The sequence below is a fragment of the Blautia sp. AM42-2 genome, assembly GCF_003480245.1.
GTDB classification, from domain to species: domain Bacteria; phylum Bacillota; class Clostridia; order Lachnospirales; family Lachnospiraceae; genus Fusicatenibacter; species Fusicatenibacter saccharivorans.
On the sequence record NZ_QUIM01000002.1, the window covers coordinates 116,896 to 132,169 of the forward strand.

The 15,274-nt window shown below is 50.5% G+C and carries 15 protein-coding genes; 13 read left to right on the forward strand and 2 right to left on the reverse strand.

The genetic code is table 11. The annotated features are described in order from the left end of the window. Positions 1–23 precede the first annotated feature (23 nt). From DW915_RS03625 to DW915_RS03640, 4 genes are all read left to right on the forward strand, one after another. On the forward strand, positions 24–1,046 hold the full coding sequence (locus DW915_RS03625; protein WP_118741612.1) for an XdhC family protein: 1,023 nt from the start codon (positions 24–26) through the stop codon (positions 1,044–1,046). A gap of 26 nt (positions 1,047–1,072) precedes the next feature. Beyond that, entirely contained in the window at positions 1,073–2,020 is a 948-nt protein-coding gene (gene modA, locus DW915_RS03630; protein ID WP_118741613.1) for a molybdate ABC transporter substrate-binding protein, read from the forward strand. Positions 2,021–2,165: 145 nt separating this feature from the next. Continuing rightward, positions 2,166–2,870 (forward strand): molybdate ABC transporter permease subunit, encoded by a 705-nt coding sequence (gene modB / locus DW915_RS03635; protein ID WP_118741614.1) that lies wholly within the window; start codon positions 2,166–2,168, stop codon positions 2,868–2,870. Between the two features lie 12 nt (positions 2,871–2,882). After that, positions 2,883–3,926, forward strand: coding sequence for a sulfate/molybdate ABC transporter ATP-binding protein (locus tag DW915_RS03640; RefSeq protein WP_118741615.1), 1,044 nt, complete (start codon positions 2,883–2,885; stop codon positions 3,924–3,926). Between the two features lie 91 nt (positions 3,927–4,017). On the opposite strand, the gene DW915_RS03645 is transcribed toward DW915_RS03640, so the two are convergent. Beyond that, positions 4,018–5,391, reverse strand: coding sequence for a sodium-dependent transporter (locus tag DW915_RS03645; RefSeq protein ID WP_118741616.1), 1,374 nt, complete (start codon positions 5,389–5,391; stop codon positions 4,018–4,020). A gap of 132 nt (positions 5,392–5,523) precedes the next feature. Then, positions 5,524–6,600, reverse strand: a complete 1,077-nt coding sequence (locus DW915_RS03650; RefSeq protein ID WP_118741617.1) for an NAD(P)H-dependent flavin oxidoreductase — start codon at positions 6,598–6,600, stop codon at positions 5,524–5,526. A gap of 247 nt (positions 6,601–6,847) precedes the next feature. Here DW915_RS03650 and DW915_RS03655 point away from each other — a divergent pair, with 247 nt between their 5' ends. The 9 genes from DW915_RS03655 (at position 6,848) to atpA (ending at position 15,258) form a co-directional block, all read left to right on the forward strand. Further along, positions 6,848–7,468, forward strand: coding sequence for a nitroreductase family protein (locus DW915_RS03655; RefSeq protein WP_243033778.1), 621 nt, complete (start codon positions 6,848–6,850; stop codon positions 7,466–7,468). Between the two features lie 240 nt (positions 7,469–7,708). Next, positions 7,709–10,306 carry an alpha-L-rhamnosidase gene (locus DW915_RS03665; protein WP_118741618.1) on the forward strand — a complete coding sequence of 866 codons (2,598 nt, stop codon included), beginning with the start codon at positions 7,709–7,711 and terminating at the stop codon, positions 10,304–10,306. A 267-nt stretch (positions 10,307–10,573) separates the two neighbouring features. Further along, positions 10,574–10,858 (forward strand): AtpZ/AtpI family protein, encoded by a 285-nt coding sequence (locus DW915_RS03670; RefSeq protein ID WP_055220696.1) that lies wholly within the window; start codon positions 10,574–10,576, stop codon positions 10,856–10,858. Between the two features lie 104 nt (positions 10,859–10,962). Next, entirely contained in the window at positions 10,963–11,385 is a 423-nt protein-coding gene (locus tag DW915_RS03675; RefSeq protein ID WP_055220539.1) for a hypothetical protein, read from the forward strand. A 166-nt stretch (positions 11,386–11,551) separates the two neighbouring features. Next, the gene (locus DW915_RS03680; protein ID WP_022462450.1) at positions 11,552–12,313 is read left to right on the forward strand and encodes a F0F1 ATP synthase subunit A; all 762 of its coding nucleotides are present in this window, start codon (positions 11,552–11,554) and stop codon (positions 12,311–12,313) included. Positions 12,314–12,363: 50 nt separating this feature from the next. Then, on the forward strand, positions 12,364–12,642 hold the full coding sequence (gene atpE / locus DW915_RS03685) for an ATP synthase F0 subunit C (RefSeq protein WP_022462449.1): 279 nt from the start codon (positions 12,364–12,366) through the stop codon (positions 12,640–12,642). Between the two features lie 37 nt (positions 12,643–12,679). Further along, positions 12,680–13,183 (forward strand): F0F1 ATP synthase subunit B, encoded by a 504-nt coding sequence (gene atpF / locus DW915_RS03690; protein WP_022462448.1) that lies wholly within the window; start codon positions 12,680–12,682, stop codon positions 13,181–13,183. Continuing rightward, positions 13,180–13,719: an ATP synthase F1 subunit delta gene (gene atpH, locus DW915_RS03695; RefSeq protein ID WP_022462447.1), complete on the forward strand. Its 540-nt coding sequence runs from the start codon at positions 13,180–13,182 to the stop codon at positions 13,717–13,719. The genes atpF and atpH overlap by 4 nt, the downstream gene beginning before the upstream one ends. Before the next feature lie 9 nt (positions 13,720–13,728). Next, positions 13,729–15,258, forward strand: a complete 1,530-nt coding sequence (atpA, locus tag DW915_RS03700) for a F0F1 ATP synthase subunit alpha (protein WP_055220549.1) — start codon at positions 13,729–13,731, stop codon at positions 15,256–15,258. Positions 15,259–15,274 lie beyond the last annotated feature (16 nt).

Consider the following 15,274-nt stretch of genomic DNA (forward strand, 5'->3'; position numbering starts at 1 on the left):
GATCAGACACAAGGAGAGGAAACATGGACGAACTTTACCGGAAACTGCTTGCACAGCTGGAAGAGGGACAGGACACGGTTCTTGCCTTTATCACCGAAGGGGACGGCTCCATTCCGCGCACGACGGGCGCCTATATGCTGGTCGGCCGGGAAGGACGGGTTTTCGGAACTATCGGCGGCGGAAACCTGGAATATCAGGCGGTTCTGCATGCGCAGGAGCTGGTGCAGGAGAAGAAAAGTGAATACAGAGAATACGATCTCGGAACCGGAGAGGGGAAGGGGCTTGGCATGGTCTGCGGCGGCAGAGTGAAGGTGTGCTTCTATTTTATGAATGGAGCGCACGGCGAAGCAGAAAGTCTGGCGCAGGCGCTTGCGGCGCAGGAGCAGTACCGCAGTTACTGGATTTTTTTTGCGCTGGACGGAACCGGTATCCGCGTGCTGGAAAAAGAAGCGTGGGAAATGCTTCCGGCGGCACAGGAAAAAGCGGGCCACTGCCGGATTCTGGAACTGGATGGGAAAACGTATTACGCCGAGGAATTCTGCTATGATGGAAAGGTTTATCTGTTCGGCGGCGGCCATCTGGCCCAGGAACTCGTTCCGGTGCTGCATCATCTGGATTTCTGCTGTATCGTACTCGATGACCGGGAGGAATATGTGGACAAAGCATTGTTCCCGGACGCCGGGCAGACCATGCTGGTGGATTTTACGAAACTGGACGAGATTCTTTCGATCCGGAAAAATGATTATCTCGTGATTGTGACACGCGGCCACCGGTGCGATGCGGATGCCGAGGCGTTTGCGCTTCGCACCGGCGCGTCGTACATCGGTGTGGTGGGAAGCCGCAGAAAGACAAAGTATGTGCGCGAAAAACTGGAAGCGCAGGGTTTTACCGGAGAACAGCTCGACAGTGTCTATGCCCCGATCGGAATCGAGATCGGAAGCGAGACGCCGGCGGAGATTGCAATCAGCATTGCCGCACAGCTCATTCAGATCCGGTCAGCAAAAACCGGAAAACGAAAAGGTGCACATCCGGCGCTTCATACGTAAATATACAAAATGAGGAGTCAATTATCATGAAAAAGAAAACAGTATCCATTCTTCTGATGGCAGCTATGGCACTTTCTCTTGCCGCATGCGGATCTTCCAATTCAACAGATTCTTCCAGCAAGAGCAGCTCCAAGGCAGAGAGCACATCTGCCTCCAGCGCTTCTTCGGAAGCAGAGAGCGCATCCAGCGCCAAGAGCACAGCAGACGGCGAAGTATTTGACGATACCACCGTCACCGTATTTGCCGCAAAGAGCCTGAACTCCGTAATGGAGACGCTGATCAGCGAGTACAATAAGACGCAGCCGAATGTCAAACTGGTTGGAAGCTATGACAGCTCAGGAACCCTGATGACACAAATTGAAGAGGGTGCATCCTGCGACGTATTCTTCTCCGCAGCAGCAAAACAGATGGATCAGCTTGAGGAAGAGAATCTCCTGGTTGAGGGAACCCGTCACAACATCGTAAACAATCAGGTCTGCGTTGTAACCTATGAGGGAAGCAATACAGAAGTTACGGGCCTGGAGGACCTGAACAAGGCATCCAGCATCGCAATGGCAGACGGTTCCGTTCCGGTTGGAAAATACACAAGAGAAGCACTGGTCAATGCAGGCATTCTGGAGAAAGCAGACGATGTATCGGCCATCACAACCCAGCAGGTTTCCGAAGCGCTCGGCGGCGTGGAAATCAATGAATGTGCAAACGTAGGAGCCGTTACTTCCGCAGTTGCAGAGGGATCCAACGAGGTTGGTACCGTTTATTATTCCGATACCTACGGTCTGGAGGAACGTCTGAAGGTTCTGCAGGTCGTTCCGTACGATCTGACCGGAAATGTCATCTACCCGGCAGCACAGGTTGTCAACAAAGAGGCAGATGAGACCGAGCAGGCAGCAGCGAAAGACTTCGTAGAGTTTCTGACTTCCGATGAGGCAGCCGCCATCTTCCGGAATTATTACTTTGATACAGAGGTAGAATAAAAAGAAGATCCCACAAAAAACAGCAGGGATTTGAAATCACCGTCCGAAAAAGAAAGATTTCGTTTCTGCGGACGGTGGTTTTGCATCAGAGAAAATCCGGGCAGGATGCGTGATGCAGGGCTGCCGTGGATAGAAAGGAAATGTTATGCAGGAAATACTGGATTTTTTACAGTCACTGGACTGGAGCCCGCTTGTCATTTCGATCAAGACCGGTATTGTGGCGACGATTCTGTCCTTTTTCTTTGGTATTTTTGCCGCGCGTGCGGTGATGAAGCTGCGTCCCGGCGCGCGTGCCGTGATTGACGGCTTTCTGACACTTCCGATGATTCTGCCGCCGACCGTTGCAGGCTTTTTCCTGCTTCTGATTTTCAGCCTCCGCCGTCCGTTTGGTGCTGCACTGTATGAGAATTTCAGTATCAAGGCAGTACAGACATGGCTTGGCTGTGTTCTGGCGGCAACGATTATCGCGTTTCCGCTGATGTACCGCAATACGAGAGCGGCATTTGAGCAGGTGGATACGAACCTGATCTATGCGGCGCGGACGCTTGGTATGTCGGAGTGGAAGATTTTCTGGAAAGTGGTCATCCCATCGGCAGGTCCCGGCGTGCTCTCCGGTACGGTACTGGCATTTGCAAGGGCGCTCGGTGAGTACGGTGCGACGTCGATGCTGGCCGGAAATATTCCGGGAAAGACGGGTACCGTTTCCCAGAAAATCGCAATGGTGATTCAGGACGGGGATTATAAAACGGCGGGTTTTTGGTCTGTTGTCGTACTGCTCGTCGGATTCCTTACGATGACAGCGATGAACCTTCTCGGCAACCGGAGAAAGAAAAATCAGAAACAGTGGTAGAGAGGATAAATCATGGCGCTTGAAGTAGATATTACGAAAAAACTGGACGGCTTTTTTATGCATATGCAGTTCCGGGCGGAGCAGGAGATTTTTGCGATTCTCGGCGCGTCGGGCTGTGGAAAAAGCATGACCTTAAAGTGTATCGCCGGAATCGAAAAGCCGGATGAAGGGCGGATTGTCCTTGACGGCAAGGTGCTGTTTGATTCGGAGAAAAAAATCAATCTGCCGCCGCAGAAGCGGAAAGTCGGCTATATGTTCCAGGATTACGCCCTGTTTCCGCATATGAATGTTGTGCAGAATATTGAGGCAGGCATGGGAAAACGGCCGGACCGGAGCCGGACGGAATCGTTGATCCGCCAGTTTCAGCTGGAAGGGCTGGAGAAAAAGATCCCGGGACAGCTTTCCGGCGGCCAGAAACAGCGCGTCGCGATGGCACGGATGCTCGCAGCAGAGCCGGAGCTGATTCTGCTCGACGAGCCGTTTTCAGCGCTCGATACCTATCTGAAATGGCAGTTGGAGCAGGAGATGTACAAACATCTGAAGGAGGCCGGAAAACCGGTCATCTTCGTATCACACAACCGCGATGAGGTGTACCGCATCTGCGATACGGTCAGCTGTATGAACCGGGGAAAGATGGAAGTCATGGAACCGCTGAAGGAATTTTTCCAGAATCCGAAGACGCGCACAGCGGCAATTTTGTCGGGCTGCAAGAACATTTCGGCGGCCGAGCGGGTGGATGCGCACACGCTGCGGGCCGTGGACTGGGGCGTGACGCTGCACGTAAAGGAGCGGGAAATTGCAGACGATATCCGCGCAGTCGGCATCCGGGCACATTTTCTGGCCACAGTAGAAAGGCCGGGTGAGGAAAATGTATTTCCGGTCAACGAATCCGAAATCTGGGAAGATCCGTTTGAATGGAACATTTCGTTCCGGAAGAATGCCGAATGCAGCTGGCTGCAGTGGAAGATCGCAAAAACAGACTGGAGCCCGGAAATGGGGATTCCAAAGGAGCTGTATCTGAAGGAGGAAGATATTCTGCTGCTGACGGATTCCTGATGCTGGTGTGACAGATTTGGATAAAAAAAGATTGTTTTCGAAATCGTGATCGTGTTTCGAAAACAATCTTTTTTCATCGTTTACAGATTCATTACATGGTGATCCAGCCGAATGCATTTGCCACGGAGCTGAACAGAATGATCAGTGCAAACACCGGGCAGAGATACTGGATCATGACAAGAAAGATTTTCTTTCTGCGGAAGCGGCTCTCACCGTGGATGATTTCTTCCTCGATTTTCGCCACACCAATGACTCTCGAAACGAGAAGACAGGTGGCAATGGCAGCAATTGGCATCATCACGGAGTTTGTCAGGAAGTCGAAGAAATCCAGGAACTGCATGCCAAGAATGGTGACGGAGGAAAGCGGTCCGTAGCCAAGGCAGGAGAGCGTTCCGAGCGCAATCATGATAACGCCGATCAGAACGGTCGATTTTTTACGGCCCCAGCCGAGCTCATCCTCAAAGGTGGAAACGGCGCTTTCTGTCAGTGCGATGGAGCTGGTCAGTGCGGCAAACAGCACCAGAAGGAAAAACAGAATACCGATCACAGTGCCAAAGCCCATATTGGCGAATACCTTCGGGATGGTGATAAACATCAAGGACGGTCCTGCCTGCAGGGTATCCGGATCTCCGCCGGAGAAGGCAAAGACGGCAGGAATGATCATGAGACCTGCCATGATTGCAATTGCGGTGTCGAAAACTTCGACGTTCCGGGTGGAATCCTCAATCGCGGTCTCCTTTTTCATGTAGGAACCGAAGGTGATCAGAATACCCATCGCGATCGAGAGGGAGTAGAACATCTGTCCCATGGCGGCGACGACGGACATCCATGAAAAGTTTTTGAGGTTCGGAACAAGGAAATACTTCACGCCTGCCAGTGCGCCCGGTCTTGTTACGGAATAAACGGCAATGATAACGGAAAGGACGATCAGAATCGGCATCATCACCTTGGAAACGCGTTCAATGCCGTTTCGCACACCGGCGTAGATGATGGCGACCGTAATAAGGCAGAAAACGGCAAAACAGAGCTCTGTGGAAACTCCGTTTGAGATGAAGCCGGAAAAATAGCCGTCCTCTGCGAGCAGGGTACTGTTGCCCTTCACGTATTCGATCAGATATTTGATGACCCATCCTCCGATGACAGAGTAGTATGGAACGATCAGAATCGGGATAATGGCGTTGATCCAGCCCCCGGCGGAAAGCCATTTCGATTTGCCGAACGACTGGAAAGCGCCGACCGGGCTTTTTCGTGTCATGCGTCCGATGGCGGACTCGGCAACGATCATGGAGTAGCCGAAGGTGAGCGCCAGCAGGATATAAATGAGGAGGAAAATTCCTCCGCCGTATTTTGCTGCGAGGTAGGGAAAACGCCAGATATTTCCAAGTCCGACGGAAGCGCCTGCCGCAGCCAGCACGTAACCGATTTTGCCGGAAAACGAGCTGCGGGATTTGTTGTGTTTGCTCATAGAGTTCCTTCCTTTTGTGTTTTTGTGTGTTACGAAAATTTTGGGTTGATGGTCAGTTCTTGAAGACTTTTTATGCTGACATCATAGAGAAGATTGTAACATTATTGGGAAGGAAAGTCACTACTAAATTTTTTATTTTTTGCTGTCCGGCAGGGATTCCCCGACCAGTTCCGCCATCAGCTCCGGCACAGTGGTCATGTGATCGAGACGCCATGCGTTTTCCCCGCAGAAAAGAAGAGCGTTGTCGGTATCGCCATCGGCAGCGCGGGCCAGGGCTGTGGTAATACAGTAGGGAATGGAGGCTTTGTCGCATTTTTTGAGGCACTGGTAGCAGTGTGAGATTTTTTCCCGTTCCTGTTCGCGTTCCGTCAGAAACGGATTGCGGATTGCACGGCCCGGCATGCCGACCGGACTGTGCATGATCGTGATATCTTCTTTTTTGGCATTCAGGTATGCCTGCTTGTAGCGCGGATCGGCGTCGCATTCTTCCGTGACAACGAAACGGGTAGCCATCTGGACACCTGCGCAGCCAAGCGACAGATAGTGGAGGATATCCTCGTGGGTGTAGACGCCTCCGGCAAAGACGACGGGGATGGTACAGGCGTATTTTTCTTCGTAGCCATGTACGATCTGCAGAATTTCCCCGATTTCGTCATCGTAGCCGCGCGCGGCTGTCTCTTCTACGGTTTCGGCGGAGTAGCCGAGATGGCCTCCGGCTGCAGGACCTTCGATGACAACGAGATCAGGGACGCGGTGATAGTGATTGTCCCAAAGTTTCAGAAGAACCTTGGCAGTCCGGGGAGGGGAAACGATAGGGGCGAGCTTGATGGAGCTTCCCGCTGTGTATTTTGGCAGATCAGTCGGGAGACCGGCTCCGGAAATGATGAGATCGGCTCCGTTTTCGATACAGCAGCGGACGTATTCCTCGTAGTGGGTCAGGGCGCACATGATATTGACGCCGATGATGCCGCCGTTTGAGATTTCTTTGGCACGGCGGATGTGGAAGGCGAGGGCGCGAAGATTGGCGCTTAAGGGATCACGCGCGAATTCCGGATCGCGCCAGCCGGGCTGGGCAGCGGAGATGACGCCGATTCCGCCGGCTTTGGCAACGGCACCGGCGAGGGATGAGAGGCTGATGCCGACGCCCATTCCGCCTTGGATAATGGGGTATCTGGCAACTAAATTTCCTATTTTTAATTCTGGAAGCATATAAATTCTCCTTTGTGGTAGGAAGGACGACCTCAAGCCAGTCGCCGCGCCGTGGAGCGTCTTCCGGGCAGGCGCGGCGACTGGCTTGAGGTCTGGTTATTGGTGACGAATAAATAGAATAAAAATGTAATGTAAAATGCTTTGTGATATAGTTTTAAAAACTAGATATATAATACTTTGAATATCAAAGTATGTCAAGAGGGAAATGAGAAAAAGGTGATTGATAGGGGGTGGGAGGTGTGGTAGAGTGGGAGATAGAAAAAAATTAAGACAGGAGGCTGATGAAAAGATGTTAAAGGATCTGGTGTTGAAGAACAGGAGTTATCGTGGATTTGATGAGTCGGTGCGGATTTCGCGGGAGACGTTGGAAGGGTTTGTGGATTGCGCGCGGCTTTGTCCTTCGAGTGTGAATAAGCAGCCGTTGAAGTATTTTCTGGCGTGGGAGCCGGAAGAAGTGGAGAAGGTGCAGGGACTGACGAAGTGGGCGCGGGCGCTGCCGGAGATGGTTTTGCCGCATCCGGGGAAACGGCCGACGGGCTTTGTTGTAATCTGTCAGGATAAGGGGATTGATGAGAATCTGAACCGGTATCAGAAGGATGTCGGAATTGTAGCGCAGACGATGCTGCTTGCGGCGGTGGAGCAGGGGCTTGGCGGTTGTATGATCGGGAATTTTCAGGCGGGCGAGGTAATGGAGGTACTTGGACTGCCTGAGGAGATCCGGCCGCTTTTGATTGTGGCGTTTGGAAAACCGGCGGAGGAGATTCATCTGGTGGATGTGCCGGAGGATGGAAATACGAATTATTACCGGGATGAGAACGATGTGCACTATGTGCCGAAGAGAACGCTGGCGGATGAATTGCTGAACTGAAGATAAGATAGGGATGGAAATCAAAAATGTCGGATTTGTGGTAGAGAATCCGGCATTTTTGATATTCAGGGACGGGAGAAAGGAGTATGATACGGAGAAAAAAGCACAGGCTTTGTCCGGAATGGGTGCAAATAAAGATGCTTTTTCCTGCAAAACAGAACCTTTTTTGAAAACATGCATTATGATAAAATAAAAAAAATGGGGATATTTGAAATACAAAAAGGGAGGAGGAATTTAAATATGAAGATTTATCACGCACAAGTGAACCATCTGGAAAATCCGGTGGGATTTCGGATGGAACGGACGGTCTTTTCGTGGAAAATAAAAGAAGCGAAAGGAAAGCAGCAGAGTTATGCAAGGATCCGTGTATCATCGGATGAGGCGATGGAACATCTGTTGTTTGACTCGGGGGAGGATACGAAAGCGAGTAGCCTTTGCTATCCGGTGAAACTGGAGCTGGAGCCGAGAACACGGTATTACTGGACGGTGGAAGCAGGCAGCGATGCCGGAGAAAAAGCAGTAAGCGAAGTGCAGTTTTTTGAAACTGGAAAGCGGGAGGAAGCATGGTCTGCCAAATGGGTCTCCTGTAGCAGTGAAGAAAAACGCCATCCTTATTTTGAAAAGAAAATTATTCCGGCAAAAGAAGTGGCAAAAGCACGGCTGTATATATGCGGACTTGGACTGTATGAAGTGTTTGTTGATGAGAAGCGTGTCGGAAATGAATATCTGACACCGTATAGCAATGATTACAATGAGTGGGTACAGTATCAGACATACGATGTGACAGAGGAATTTTCGAGCGAGGGAACACTCCGTGTACTGCTTGGCAACGGCTGGTATAAGGCGCGGTTTGGTTTCAGTGCGTTTGAGGATAAAGGCTTTTACGGAAATGACTGGAAGCTGATTGCGGAGCTGCATCTTATGTATACAGACGGCTCGGAAGAAGTCATCGGCACGGATGAGACATGGCAGGTACAACGCAGCAAAATTTCATTCTCCAATCTCTACGACGGCGAGCATCGGGATGATACGCTGCCGGATCTTCCTGCAGAGCAGGCAGTCCTCTGTGATGCACCGAAAGGGGAACTGACCGATCGCATGAGTCTTCCGGTGACGATTCATGAAACTTTCCGGCCAAAAGAATTGATTCATACTCCGGCAGGTGAGCTGGTTTTCGATATGGGACAGGAATTCACGGGAATCTTTAAACTCCATGTCGACGTGCCAAAAGGAACAAAAGTACATGTTCAGACAGGAGAAATTCTGCAGCACGGCAATTTCTACAATGAAAATTTGCGGAGTGCGAAATCAGAATACATTTATATTTCGGATGGAACGGAAATAGATCTTGTGCCGCATTTTACCTTCTATGGATACCGTTATGTAAAAATCGAGGGTATTCCGGATCTGAAAAAGGAGGATTTCACCGGACTTGCTTACTACAGCAATATCACCGCGACAGGCTGGATGAAAACAGGAAGTGATTTGGTCAACCAACTCATCAGTAATGTGCGCTGGGGATTAAAGTGCAATTTTGTAGATGTTCCGACCGACTGCCCGCAGCGTGATGAGCGCATGGGATGGACGGGTGATGCACAGGTGTTCTCGCCGACGGCGATGTATCTCGAAGATACGTATGCATTCTATGCAAAATACCTGTACGACATGGCAAAAGAGCAGAGCGTGCTCGGCGGAAAGGTGCCGTACGTGGTGCCGTCGTGCGGCGTCGAGGATGCAGCGTGTGTCTGGGGCGATGCGGCGTGCATCATTCCGTGGAATCTATACCTGTTTTACGGGGACAAGAGCATTCTGGAAGATCAGTTTGTGAGCATGAAATCGTGGGTGGATTACATCACGAAAGTGGATGGGGATAACCACGGCTGGCGGTATATTTTCCACTTCGGCGACTGGCTTGCGTTGGACAATCCGGTACAGGGAGCGGAGCAGGTCATGGGTGCAACGGACGAGGAGTTTATTGCAAACCTGTATTATGCGATCAGCGCAGGAATTGTGGCAAAAGCGGCCGGTGTGCTGGGATACCGCGAGGAGCAGGAGAAGTATCAGAAGCTGTCCGAGGAGCAGTTTGCTGTGGTACAGGAAGAATATTACAGCGCAACAGGCCGCTGTTGCATCAAAACACAGACGGCGCTGCTGCTGACGCTGAAATACCATCTGTCAAAGAACGAAGAGCTGACAAAACGGCAGCTTCTGAAGCTGTTTGAGCAGAGTAACCACAAACTGAAAACAGGATTTGTCGGAACACCGCTGCTGAATAACGTGCTGACAGACAACGGCATGAATGATCTTGCCTACGAACTGTTGCTGAACGAGGAATTTCCGGGTTGGCTTTATGAGGTTAAGCTTGGTGCAACTACCGTCTGGGAACGCTGGAATTCCCTTCTTGCGGACGGTACGATTTCCGGCATCAGCATGAACAGTATGAACCATTATGCTTACGGCTCCATCCAGGAATGGATGTTCCGTCACGTTGCCGGCATCAACACGATGGAATCCCATCCGGGTGCCAGGACCGTACAGTTTGCACCGACGCTGAACTGGGATTTGAGGTATGCAGAGGCAAAATATGATTCTGCATCGGGAATGTACAGCATTCGCTGGGAGCTTTCCGACAAAGAGCACGTGACCATCACCATGGATGTTCCGTTCGACTGTACCGCAGAGGTCGTACTTCCAATGGTTGCCAAAAGTGAAAAAGAAGCGGTTGCAGAAGTGCTCGGATCAGAAGAAAACGGTAGATACCTGCTGGAGCCGGGACACTATGAGGTAAGCTATCAGCTTTCCGGTTGGAAAGAAAAAACGGCAGTATGTGTGGAATAAAACCGCAGTTTTTTTCAAAAAATAAGAAGCGAGGTGAACGCTGCAATTTTGCAATGGGACAAAATGAGAAAATTGTTCCAATTATTATGAAAAGAATGTAAATAAAAATAAATAATTTGGAAAATATACAAATTCATTTGTCTTATGAAAACGTTTATGGTACAATCTGACTAAGTGGTTACAAAAATGGAAGTGTGTTTTGGGGAAAATGAAACAAGACACAGATCCGAGGGTCTGACAAAAAGAGGCGGCAGAAAGGGACAGGATATGAAGAAGTGGACGGGGATGATTACCAATCTCACAATGTTGACACAATTCGGACTGTCCCTTGTGACGCCTCTTTTTCTTTGTCTGGCACTTTGCTGGTGGCTTTGCGACCGCTTTTCGGTTGGAACATGGATTTATCTGATCGGCTTTTTCTTTGGGATCGGAGGCGGTGCCGTGACAGCCTGGAAATTCGGGCAGAGCGTTCTGCGGCATCAGAAACGCATTGAGACGGAGCCGGACGGAAAAAAGAAGAAAAAGAGGGTGTCTTTCAACCGACATATTTAGAACGTGTCTGAAAAAGTTTTCACAGTTGACGAAGATCAAGTGGCAGAGAAAAGATTTCAGACTGATTTTAAGGGGAAAATCCCTTAGAAAGGAAACAAGGCGATATGAGCAATTTCAGAGACAAGGTCCAACCGGCCGTAAAAAAGGAGACGAAAAATGTTGCCATCTATACTGTTGTCGGCGTGGTTGTGATGTGGGTCGGGTTTCTGATCCTGCACCTGATCTGGCCGGAAAAAATCCCATTTGACTATCGGGTGATCCTTGGGGGAATCGGAGGCGGTGCCGTTGCGGTGCTGAACTTTTTCCTGATGGGTATGGCAGTACAAAAAGCAGTGTCTGAGACAGACGAGGCGGGAGCAAAACGGCGGATGCAGGCAAGCTATTCGCAGAGAAATCTGATGCAGATGCTATGGGCAGTTCTGGCGATTGTGCTTCCATGCTTCCAGTTTGCTGCAGGAATCCTGCCGCTTTTAATTCCGGGAACGGTCATCAAGCTGATGGGCATAAAAAACAGCATAAAGCGCTGAACCTGATCTCAGGCGAAAGCCGCAAAGACGGGACGGCGTTTTTAAACCGAAACTGCGAAGCAGCGATTCGGTTATAAGCAAGCAGCGAAGCGGATTGTGAAGATCCGCTTTGACAAAAGGTTCAAATTTTTTATTTTATCTCATACAGAGGAGGTGAGAAAAGAGAATGGAGGTTGATATCTCCGGTGCAAAAGTCTTTTTTACGATCCCGATCGATTTTCCGCTGTTCGGGAAAATTCAGATCAGCGAAACGCTGGTGGTAAGCTGGATTGTAATGGCACTCATTACCGGACTTTGCATCTGGCTCACAAGAGATTTGAAGATACGGAACATCTCCAAACGCCAGGCGGTGGCAGAAATGATTGTGGAGACCGCAAATAAATTCGTCATCGGCAACATGGGAGAAAAATTCCGGTATCTGATTCCTTTTGTGTCGGCACTTTTCGCGACCAGCGTTGTCTCAAACCTGATCAGTCTGATCGGACTTCGAAGTCCGACAGCAGATCTTTCTACCGAGGCGGCCTGGGCTGTTGTGGTTTTCATCATGATCACCACACAGAAGATCAAAACCAACGGTTTTGGCGGATATCTGAAAGGATTCACGACTCCGATTGCGGTTATGACACCGTTTAACGTTTTGTCGGAGCTCGCAACGCCGATCAGTATGGCGTGCCGTCACTTTGGAAACATTCTTTCCGGCGTTGTCATCAATGCCCTGATCTACGGATCGCTGGCACTGGCAAGCGGAAAGCTGCTGGGACTGCTTCCCGGCGTGCTCGGAAGAACCCTTTCACAGATCCCGATTCTGGATGTCGGTGTTCCGGCTGTTCTGTCGGTCTATTTTGACTGGTTCTCCGGCGTGATGCAGGCCTTTATTTTCTGTATGCTGACTGTCATGTACATTGCGAATGCAGCAGAGGAAGGCTAAAGAGATTAAAAAATGAGGTTTACAAAAAGAAAATACAGGAGGAAAACAAGATGGATTTTCAGATTTTAGCAAAAGGTATCGCTCTCGCAGGATGCGCAATCGGCGCAGGATGCTCCCTGATCGCAGGTATCGGACCTGGTATCGGTGAAGGTAACGCCGTAGCAAAGGCACTTGAGGCAATCGGACGTCAGCCGGAATGCAAAGGTGATGTAACAAGTACGATGCTTCTTGGCTGTGCGATCGCAGAGACCACAGGTATTTACGGTTTCGTAACCGGCCTGCTTCTGATCTTCGTAGCACCGGGAATGTTCATGAACTTCCTGAAATAGTTGCAAGGAGTAAATGACTGCAAGGAGGAAAGAAACTATGCAGGTTCAGGAACTGGTAGGAATTGTCCCCTGGACTTTTATCGCACAGATCTGCAACCTCTTCATCCAGATGTATCTGATCAAACGGTTCCTTTTCAAACCGATCAATGAGATGCTGGAAAAACGGCGTGCGGCAGCCGATGCGGAGATTACAGACGCAGAGGCGGCAAAAAAAGAAGCCAACGCCATCAAAGAGGAATATGAGCAGAATATGCAGGAGGCCAAGGCAAAGGCCAACGAGATTCTCGAAAGCGCCAGAAAGACAGCGACGCTGCAGAGCGAGAAAATCGTAAAAGAGGCTTCCGAACAGGCAGCTGCCCTGAAAAACAAGGCAGAAAAAGAGATTGCCCAGGAGAAAAAGAAAGCGGTCAATGAAGTCAAAGGCGAGATCGGCGGCATTGCCATGGATATTGCCGGAAAGGTCATTGAACGTGAGATTAATGAAAAAGACCATGAGAAGCTGATAGATGAATTTATATCGAATGTAGGTGAAGCATCATGACAGAAACTGCCAGAGTATACGGTGGGAGCCTGTATGAGCTGGCCCAGGAGGAGCATCTCGAAGAGGAAATCCTTTCCGAGATGAAGGAGATCCGAGCTCTGTTCCGGGAAAATCCGGAGTATCCGCGCCTTTTATCGGAGCCTTCGATTCCGCGAAAAGAGCGGATCGGGCTGATCGACGCGGCATTTGGCAGCCAGGCGGAACCGTATTTGGTCAATTTTATCAAACTGCTGTGTGAAAAAAATCTTCTCCGGGAATTCGGCGGATGCCAGGAAGCGTTTCAGCGCAGATACTTTGCGGCGCACAACATTGCCGAGGCAGTTGTGACGAGTGCAGCATCCCTGTCGAAGGAACAGGAAGAGCTTCTGAAGAAAAAACTGGAAACGATGAGCGGAAAAACGGTCGTGATGGAACTGAAAACCGATCCGTCCGTTCTGGCGGGTGTCCGTGTGGAGCTCGACGGAAAGCTGTTTGACGGAACCGTAAAGGGACGTTTGGCCGAGCTTTCCAGAAGAATCAGCGATACAGTGGTGTAGGAGGAAAAAATGCAACTGAAACCAGAAGAAATATCCAAGGTCATCCGCAGCCAGATCAAATATTATGAAAATGCGATCCGGCAGGATGAGACAGGCACCGTTCTGATGGTCGGAGACGGAATCGCAAGAGCCAGCGGTCTTTCGAACTGCATGGCAGGCGAGCTGCTGGAATTTGAGGATGGAAGCTATGGAATGGCACAGAACCTCGAGGAAAACAGCGTATCTGTCGTTTTATTCGGTTCCGGCGAGAACATCAGCGAGGGACAGCTTGTAAAAAGAACGGGAAAGGTTGTTTCGGTTCCGGTCGGAGAAGGTATGATCGGACGCGTTGTCAACGCGCTCGGCCAGCCAATCGACGGCGCAGGCCCGATTACGGCAGCAGAGTACCGTCCGATTGAAAGCCCGGCACCGGGCATCTGTGAGAGAAAAGGTGTTAATCAGCCGCTGCAGACCGGTATTAAAGCGATCGATTCCATGGTTCCGATCGGAAGAGGTCAGCGAGAGCTGATCATCGGAGACCGTCAGACCGGAAAGACAACGATCGCAACCGATACCATTCTGAACCAGAAAGGCAAGGATGTGATCTGTATCTACGTTGCCATCGGACAGAAACGTTCGACAGTAGCGTCCTTAGTAGAAAATCTTGAGAAGAACGGCGCAATGGCGTACACCATCGTCGTGGCAGCGACGGCATCCGAAGCGAGCCCGCTGCAGTATATCGTACCGTATTCCGGCTGTGCCATGGGCGAGTACTTTATGTATCAGGGAAAAGATGTGCTGATCATTTATGATGACTTAAGTAAGCACGCGGTTGCATACCGTGCACTCTCCCTGCTGATCCGCCGTCCGCCGGGACGTGAGGCTTATCCGGGAGATGTTTTCTATCTCCATTCCAGACTTCTGGAGCGTGCCGCAAAGCTGGACGATGAACACGGCGGCGGTTCCATGACGGCACTGCCGATCATTGAGACCCAGGCAGGCGATATTTCCGCCTATATTCCGACGAACGTCATCTCCATCACAGACGGCCAGATTTTCCTTGAGACAGAGCTGTTCCACTCGGGCGTTATGCCGGCGGTAAACCCTGGCGTATCCGTATCCCGTGTCGGTGGAAATGCGCAGATTAAGGCGATGAAGAAGGTAGCCGGAACTCTGAAACTGATCTATTCCCAGTACCGCGAGCTGGCAAGCTTTGCACAGTTCGGATCCGACCTGGATGCCGATACAAAGGCGCGTCTGGAGCAGGGTGTGCGTATCGTGGAAGTATTAAAACAGAACCAGAATGCACCGGTTCCGGTAGAAAAACAGGTGGCCATTCTTTATGCGGTAACGAAAGGAATTCTGTCAAAGGTTGCAGCTGAGGATGTCCGAGCCTATGAGGACGGACTGTATACCTGGCTTGATACCGATGCAGAGGGTGCTGCCGTGATGCAGGAGATTTCCGCAACCGGAAAACTCGAGGCAGATACCGAAGAGAAGCTGAAAAGTGCGCTCGAATCGTACACCGAAAACTTTATCAATACAAGACCTGCAAAATAAGGAAAGAAGGAGGAGC